Source organism: Inquilinus limosus MP06, assembly GCF_000767795.1.
Lineage (GTDB): Bacteria > Pseudomonadota > Alphaproteobacteria > DSM-16000 > Inquilinaceae > Inquilinus > Inquilinus limosus_E.
Window position 1 is genome coordinate 1 of record NZ_JANX01000386.1, and the last position, 6,147, is coordinate 6,147.

Consider the following 6,147-nt stretch of genomic DNA (forward strand, 5'->3'; position numbering starts at 1 on the left):
AGAGCCGGGGGCGGGCGGCGGTCGAGGACGAGGCGGGCGCGCCGGGCGGGGAGCCCGGCCGCGACGATAGAGAGACGAGGGGTTAAGGCCGTGGCGATCATGTCCGATATCTGGATCCGCGAGCGGGCGCTCCAGGACAAGATGATCGAGCCCTTCGTCGAGCAGCAGAAGCGCGAGGGCACCATCTCCTTCGGCCTGTCGAGCTACGGCTACGATGCCCGCGTCTCGGACGAGTTCCTGGTCTTCACCAATGTCGACAGCGCCCTGGTCGACCCGAAGAACTTCGACCCGAAGAGCTTCGTCGAGCGCAAGGGGCCGGTCTGCATCATCCCGCCGAACAGCTTCGCCCTGGCGCGGACGGTCGAGTATTTCCGCATCCCGCGCGACGTGCTGGTGATCTGCCTGGGCAAGTCGACCTATGCCCGCTGCGGCATCATCGTCAACGTCACGCCGCTGGAGCCGGAGTGGGAGGGCCATGTGACGCTGGAGTTCTCCAACACCACGCCGCTGCCTGCGAAGATCTACGCCAATGAGGGCGCCTGCCAGTTCCTGTTCCTCAAGGGCGACCAGCCCTGCGAGGTCTCCTATGCCGACCGGGCCGGCAAGTATATGGGCCAGCGCGGCGTCACGTTGCCGAAGCTGTAGCCTCACCGCATTCCAGGGCCCGGGGGAGCCAGTATGGACAAGATTCGTATCCGGGGCGGGCAGCCCCTGCGGGGCCGGCTTCCGATCAGCGGGGCGAAGAACGCGGCGCTGCCGCTGATGACGGCGGCGCTGCTGTCGGATGAGCCGCTGACCCTGACCAACCTGCCGCATCTGGTCGACATCTCCACCCTGGCGACGCTCTTGGCCCAGCACGGCGTCGAGATCGCGCTGAACGGCGCCGATTCCGACGGCGCCCAGGGCCGGGTGATCGAGCTGACGGCCCGCCGCATCCGCAGCACCACCGCCCCCTATGACCTGGTTCGCAAGATGCGCGCCAGCGTGCTGGTGCTGGGGCCGCTGGTGGCGCGCGAGGGTCATGCCAAGGTGTCGCTGCCCGGCGGCTGCGCCATCGGCACCCGGCCGGTCGACCTGCACATCATGGGGCTGGAGCAGCTCGGCGCCGAGATCGAGGTGACCGAGGGCTACATCAACGCCCGCGCCCCGAATGGGCTGCAGGGCGCGCGCATCGTGTTCCCCAAGGTCTCCGTCGGCGCCACCGAGAACCTGATGATGGCGGCGTCCCTGGCCCGCGGCGAGACCGTGCTGGTCAACGCCGCGCGCGAGCCGGAGATCGTCGACCTGGCCGCCTGCCTCACCGCCATGGGCGCCGAGATCGAGGGGGCGGGCACCGACACCATTCGCATCCAGGGCCGGGAGCGGCTGCACCGGGCGACGCACCGCATCGTCGCCGACCGGATCGAGACCGGCACCTACGTGATGGCCGCGGCCGCGACCGGCGGCGAGGTCGAGCTGGTCGGCACCAGCCTGCACCTGATCGAGGCGGCGGCGGATTCGCTGCGCGGCGCCGGGGTCGAGTTCGAGCCGACGGCCGACGGCTTCAAGGTCCGCCGCAGCGGCGACCTGATCGGCGTCGACGTGATGACCGAGCCCTATCCCGGCTTCCCGACCGACCTGCAGGCCCAGATGATGGGGCTGATGACGGTGGCCAAGGGCGCCTCGATGATCACCGAGACGATCTTCGAGAACCGCTTCATGCATGTGCCGGAGCTGGCGCGGATGGGCGCCAACGTCACCATCCACGGCGCCTCGGCCCTGGTGCGCGGCGTGCCGAAGCTGACCGGCGCCCCGGTGATGGCGACCGACCTGCGCGCCAGCGTCTCGCTGGTCATCGCCGGGCTGGTGGCGCAGGGCGAGACCGTGCTGAACCGGGTCTACCACCTCGACCGCGGCTATGAGCGGCTGGAGGAGAAGCTGGCCGGCTGCGGCGCCGACATCACCCGGCTCAAGGGCGACTGAGATGGCGCCCGACGCGACCGTTCCCCTGCGCCTGCGGGCCCGCGACGCCGACGATCTGGCGGTGCTGTCCGCCGCGCTGCAGGACGCGATCGTGCCGGTGCACGACATCACCTTCCTGCGGCGCGAGCGCAGCTTCGTCATGGCGGTGAACCGCTTCCGCTGGGAGGCGCCGGCGCAGCTGGTCGACGGGCAGGAGTTCTGGCAGCGCACCCTGTGCGGCGTGCGCTTCCAGGGCGTCGAGTCGGTGCAGAGCCGCAAGCTGGACCTGCAGGATCGCGGCCGGATGCTGGACCTGCTGGCGGTGACGGCGGAGGAGGGCGGCCTCCTGCTCAGCTTCGCCGGCGACGTGGCGCTGCGCCTGGCGGCCCCGGCCATCGACGTGATGCTGGAGGATCGCGGCGAGCCCTGGCCGACACCGCAGAAGCCGCAGCATCCGGAATAGTCGTCGGGACGTCAGGCCCGAAGCGCGTCTGGCGGCGGGCATATGAGCAGATTGCCTCTCCCGCTTACGGGAGAGGCAATCGGTGGACGTCCGAGAGATCTGCGAATGCGACAAGGTCAATCCAGCCCGCCCTGGGCGCGGAAATGGCCGCGGATGCGCTGGGTCAGCTCGACGAAGCGCGGGTCTCCCATCACGTCCAGCGACCGCGGCTTCGGCAGCGGCACGTCGTAGACTGCGGCGATCGACCCCGGCCGTTCGCTCATCACCAGCACCCGGTCGGCCAGGAACACCGCCTCCGGGATCGAATGGGTGATCAAGAGGATGGTCTTGCGCGTCTCGCGCTGGATCCGCTGCAGCTCGACATTCATCCGCTCCCGCGTCATGGCGTCGAGCGCGCCGAACGGTTCGTCCATCAGCACGATCGACGGGTCGGTCACCAACGCTCGGCACAGCGACACGCGCTGCTGCATGCCGCCGGAGAGCTGCCAGGGCAGCTTGCTCTCGAACCCCTCCAGCCCGACCATGCGCAGCAGCTGGCGGGCCCGTTCCAGATGCGCGGCGCGGGGCAGGCGCTTGACCTCCACCGGCATCATCACGTTGGCCAGCACGCTGCGCCAGGGCAGCAGCAGCGCGCTCTGGAACACGATGCCGGCATCGCCATGCGGCCGGTCGACGGCGCGGCCGCCCAGGCGGATCCGCCCGGTGCTGGGCGGCAGCAGGCCGGCGATCATCCGCAGCAGCGTGGACTTGCCGCAGCCGGACGGGCCGACCAGCACCAGGAACTCGCCCTCGTCGATGGTGAAGTCCAGCGGCGCCAGCGACGGCACCTCGCCGTCGCGGGTGCGGTAGGTCTTCGACACACCCTCGACGGCGATGACGGCGGGCCGCGACGCCTCCGCCGTCTCCACCACCTGCAGCCTCGGCCTGCTCATCGTTCCCGACTCCCGCTCACTTCGGCAGGAAGTCGTTGGTGTAGAACGCCTTCGGGTCCTTCGCCGCATCGGCGTCGACGCCGCCGTACTCGACCAGCAGCTTGACCGTCTCGGCCATGTTGGCATCGGTCACCTGGAACGGCCGCCGGCCCTGCGTCTCCTCGGTCCGGTACAGCGGGATGGTGCGCTCGAACCCCTCCTGCAGCGTGTCCGGCTTGCCGGCCTTGGGCAGGGCGGCCAGCACCGCCGCGGTGGCGTCGGCCGGCGCCTTCTCCGCCGCCTCGACCGACTGCGTCGTCGCCGCCATGAAGCGCCGGATCAGGTCGGGATTCTCGGTGACCAGGTCCTTCTGCACGACGATGCCGGAGGACACCATGTTCACCCCGTAATCGGCGAACATGATCGGGGTGACGTCCTTCCCGGTCGCGTCCTTGATCTTCATGCTCTGGTCCATCGAATAGCCCAGCAGCAGGTCGGCCTGGCCGTTGATCACGGCGTTCAACTTGGTCTGGGCATCGCCCGAGACGGTGCGGAAATCGCTCTCCTTCAGCCCGGTCTTCTGCAGGAAGAAGGGCCAGATCTGCGACATCGAATCGCCGGGCGTGGTGGCCACGGTCTTGCCCTTGATGTCCTCCGGCTTGCGGATGGCCTTGTCGGTGAAGCCCATCACCGACATCGGGCTCTTCTGCAGCAGCACGCCGACCGAGACCAGCGGCGCGCCCTTGGCGGCGGCCTTGATCATGGTCGGCACGTCGAAATAGCCGAACTGGACGGTGCCGGCGGCCACCGCCTGGGCGGTCATGGCCGAGCCGCGGCCCTCCTGGATCTCCAGGTCGATGCCCTGGTCGGCATAGAAGCCCTTGGCCTTGCCCAGGAAGAAGGGCGCGTGCTCGCCATAGACGTACCAGTTCAGCATCAGCACGACCTTGTCGGCCGCCATGGCCGGGCCGGCGGCGAGCAGCACGCCGAGGGCGATCAGCAGGCTCCGGATCATCGTTTTCCTCCCTCCCTGTTGTTCGTATCTGCCGCCTCAGGCGGCGAGAACCAGATCCCGCCGCCAGCTGGCATGCCACGGGATCACCAGCCGCTCGACCAGGTCGACCAGCCAGAACAGCACCACGCCGAGCACCGCCAGGATGACGAGGGCCGCGAACATGGTCGGCAGCTCGAAATTGCCGATCGAGCGCTGCAGCACGAAGCCGATGCCGGAATTGGCGCCGACGAATTCGCCGACCACGGCGCCGACCACCGCCAGCGTCACCGAGACCTTGAGGCCGGAGAAGATCGCCGGCATCGCCGCCGGCAGCCCGACCATGCGGAAGATCTGCCAGCGGCTGGCGGCCATGGCCCGGGCCAGGTCCAGCGTGTCGGGGTCGAGCGACTTGAAGCCCTGCACGGCCGAGACCACCACCGGGAAGAAACCCAGCAGGAAGGCCGAGATCACCTTCGGCTCCAGCCCGAAGCCGAACCAGACGACGAAGAGCGGCGCGATCGCCACCTTCGGGATTGACTGCGAGAACACCAGGAGCGGGTAGAGATAGGCCTCGACCGTGCGGGAGCCGGCGATCAGCATCGCCATCGGGATGCCGATGGCGGCGGACAGCAGGAAGCCGAGCACGGTGGCGACGGTGGTGGGCACCGCCTGCGACAGCAGCTCCGGCCCGTCGCGCCACAGGGTGACGATGACGTCCTTGGGCGCCGGCACCTGGTAGGGCGGCAGGTGGAACACCCGGATCGCCACGTCCCACAGCGCGATGATGATCAGCAGCAGGATCAGGGGCCGGACCCAGCCGGCCTGCAGCAGGGCGAACATGCGCCCCGGGGCGCGGCCCTCCGCGCGGTCCCGGCCGTGGTCAGGGGCGCTCGGCGATCCCATCGGCGTCTCCCGGTCTCGGGCTTCTGGTGGCCCGGCAGAAATTAACTCGTTGGTTAAATCCTGCTGTGGAGCCGGGCAGGGGTCAAGAGGGGGAGAGGGGCACCGCGATGGGTTTTGCGTTGCCTCTCCCGCCTGGCGGAATCCTTTTCAGAATTCGATCCCCTGAACCGAGGCGTGTTTTCCACACTCCCCCTCCCGCAAGGGGAGGGGGAGGATAAAAGGGATGGGGTCGACCCGGGCGGCAGCATTCTGAAAAGGTCTCACCTGGCGGGAGAGGCCGGGTCCTGGCCGCGATCGCCCAGACAACCTGTCATGACGAGGCGCGCCGCCCCGTGGCCATCCAGCGGCACAGGCCTATGGATGGCCACGCCCCCAAACTGGATTCAGGGGCGGGCTCGCCATAACAGCTTGAAGCTGGCGGGACCGGACCATGCCGGCTTCGCGGGCCGGCGGTCAGCCGCCGCCCGGTTTCAGCAGCCAGGGGGCGCTGTCGAGCTTTTCGCCGGTCTCGATGTCGTACCAGCCCGGGTCCGGGACCTTGTCGCTCTGGTCGAGATGCCAGTAGCGGCCGGCATCCGGCCCGTCCTTTGGCCACCAGGGCGCGGCGGGCTTGCCGTCCTGCTCCCCGTCCCCGTCGGCCTTGCGGCGGCGCCCGAACCAGTCGGCGCCGGAATAGTCCGGGTTCAGCCAGCAGGGGTCGGGGCGGATGCCTATGTCGCGGCAGAGGTGGAAGACGATCGCCTCCAGCGACTGCCCGGCGAGGTCGGCGTCGATCTCCGGGTCGTCGACCAGCCGTTTCCACATCGCGGCGGTCATCGCCTCGCAGGTCTCGGCATCGAGGTCGCGGTCGGCGGCGACCGAGCAGCTGACGGCGCGGGCCACCCGCTGGCGGCGCGCCTCCTTCGCCGCAGCCTGGTCGCGGGCCCGGGCGGCGG

At 69.5% G+C, this 6,147-nt stretch carries 7 protein-coding genes; 3 read left to right on the forward strand and 4 right to left on the reverse strand.

The genetic code is table 11. From position 1 onward, the window contains the following. Positions 1-99 precede the first annotated feature (99 nt). From dcd to P409_RS23700, 3 genes are read left to right on the forward strand one after another with little or no spacing between them, the layout of a single operon-like run. Positions 100-645, forward strand: a complete 546-nt coding sequence (dcd, locus tag P409_RS23690) for a dCTP deaminase (protein WP_429913022.1) — start codon at positions 100-102, stop codon at positions 643-645. Between the two features lie 33 nt (positions 646-678). Next, on the forward strand, positions 679-1,962 hold the full coding sequence (gene murA / locus P409_RS23695; RefSeq protein ID WP_034844480.1) for a UDP-N-acetylglucosamine 1-carboxyvinyltransferase: 1,284 nt from the start codon (positions 679-681) through the stop codon (positions 1,960-1,962). Between the two features lies 1 nt (position 1,963). Beyond that, positions 1,964-2,404 carry a DUF2948 family protein gene (locus P409_RS23700; RefSeq protein WP_034844482.1) on the forward strand — a complete coding sequence of 147 codons (441 nt, stop codon included), beginning with the start codon at positions 1,964-1,966 and terminating at the stop codon, positions 2,402-2,404. A gap of 116 nt (positions 2,405-2,520) precedes the next feature. Here the strand turns inward: P409_RS23700 and P409_RS23705 are convergent, their stop codons facing one another. The 4 genes from P409_RS23705 to P409_RS39150 form a co-directional block, all read right to left on the reverse strand. Then, positions 2,521-3,336, reverse strand: coding sequence for an ABC transporter ATP-binding protein (locus P409_RS23705; protein ID WP_034844485.1), 816 nt, complete (start codon positions 3,334-3,336; stop codon positions 2,521-2,523). 16 nt (positions 3,337-3,352) lie between these two features. Beyond that, complete coding sequence (locus P409_RS23710) at positions 3,353-4,330, reverse strand: ABC transporter substrate-binding protein (protein ID WP_034844487.1); 978 nt, start codon at positions 4,328-4,330, stop codon at positions 3,353-3,355. A gap of 36 nt (positions 4,331-4,366) precedes the next feature. Then, a complete protein-coding gene (locus P409_RS23715; RefSeq protein ID WP_202964777.1) occupies positions 4,367-5,212 on the reverse strand; it encodes an ABC transporter permease in 846 nt (281 codons plus the stop codon). Positions 5,213-5,665: 453 nt separating this feature from the next. Then, a partial coding sequence (locus tag P409_RS39150) for a hypothetical protein (protein WP_034844490.1) occupies positions 5,666-6,147 on the reverse strand: 482 nt, incomplete at its 5' end.

What these genes read in the sequence shown, in the direction of transcription:
- P409_RS23705 (WP_034844485.1), bottom strand. Translation starts at nt 3,336, where the DNA reads ATGAGCAGGCCGAGGCTGCAGGTGGTGGAGACGGCGGAGGCGTCGCGG.
- murA (WP_034844480.1), top strand. Translation starts at nt 679, where the DNA reads ATGGACAAGATTCGTATCCGGGGCGGGCAGCCCCTGCGGGGCCGGCTT.
- P409_RS23700 (WP_034844482.1), top strand. Translation starts at nt 1,964, where the DNA reads ATGGCGCCCGACGCGACCGTTCCCCTGCGCCTGCGGGCCCGCGACGCC.
- dcd (WP_429913022.1), top strand. Translation starts at nt 100, where the DNA reads ATGTCCGATATCTGGATCCGCGAGCGGGCGCTCCAGGACAAGATGATC.
- P409_RS23715 (WP_202964777.1), bottom strand. Translation starts at nt 5,212, where the DNA reads ATGGGATCGCCGAGCGCCCCTGACCACGGCCGGGACCGCGCGGAGGGC.
- P409_RS23710 (WP_034844487.1), bottom strand. Translation starts at nt 4,330, where the DNA reads ATGATCCGGAGCCTGCTGATCGCCCTCGGCGTGCTGCTCGCCGCCGGC.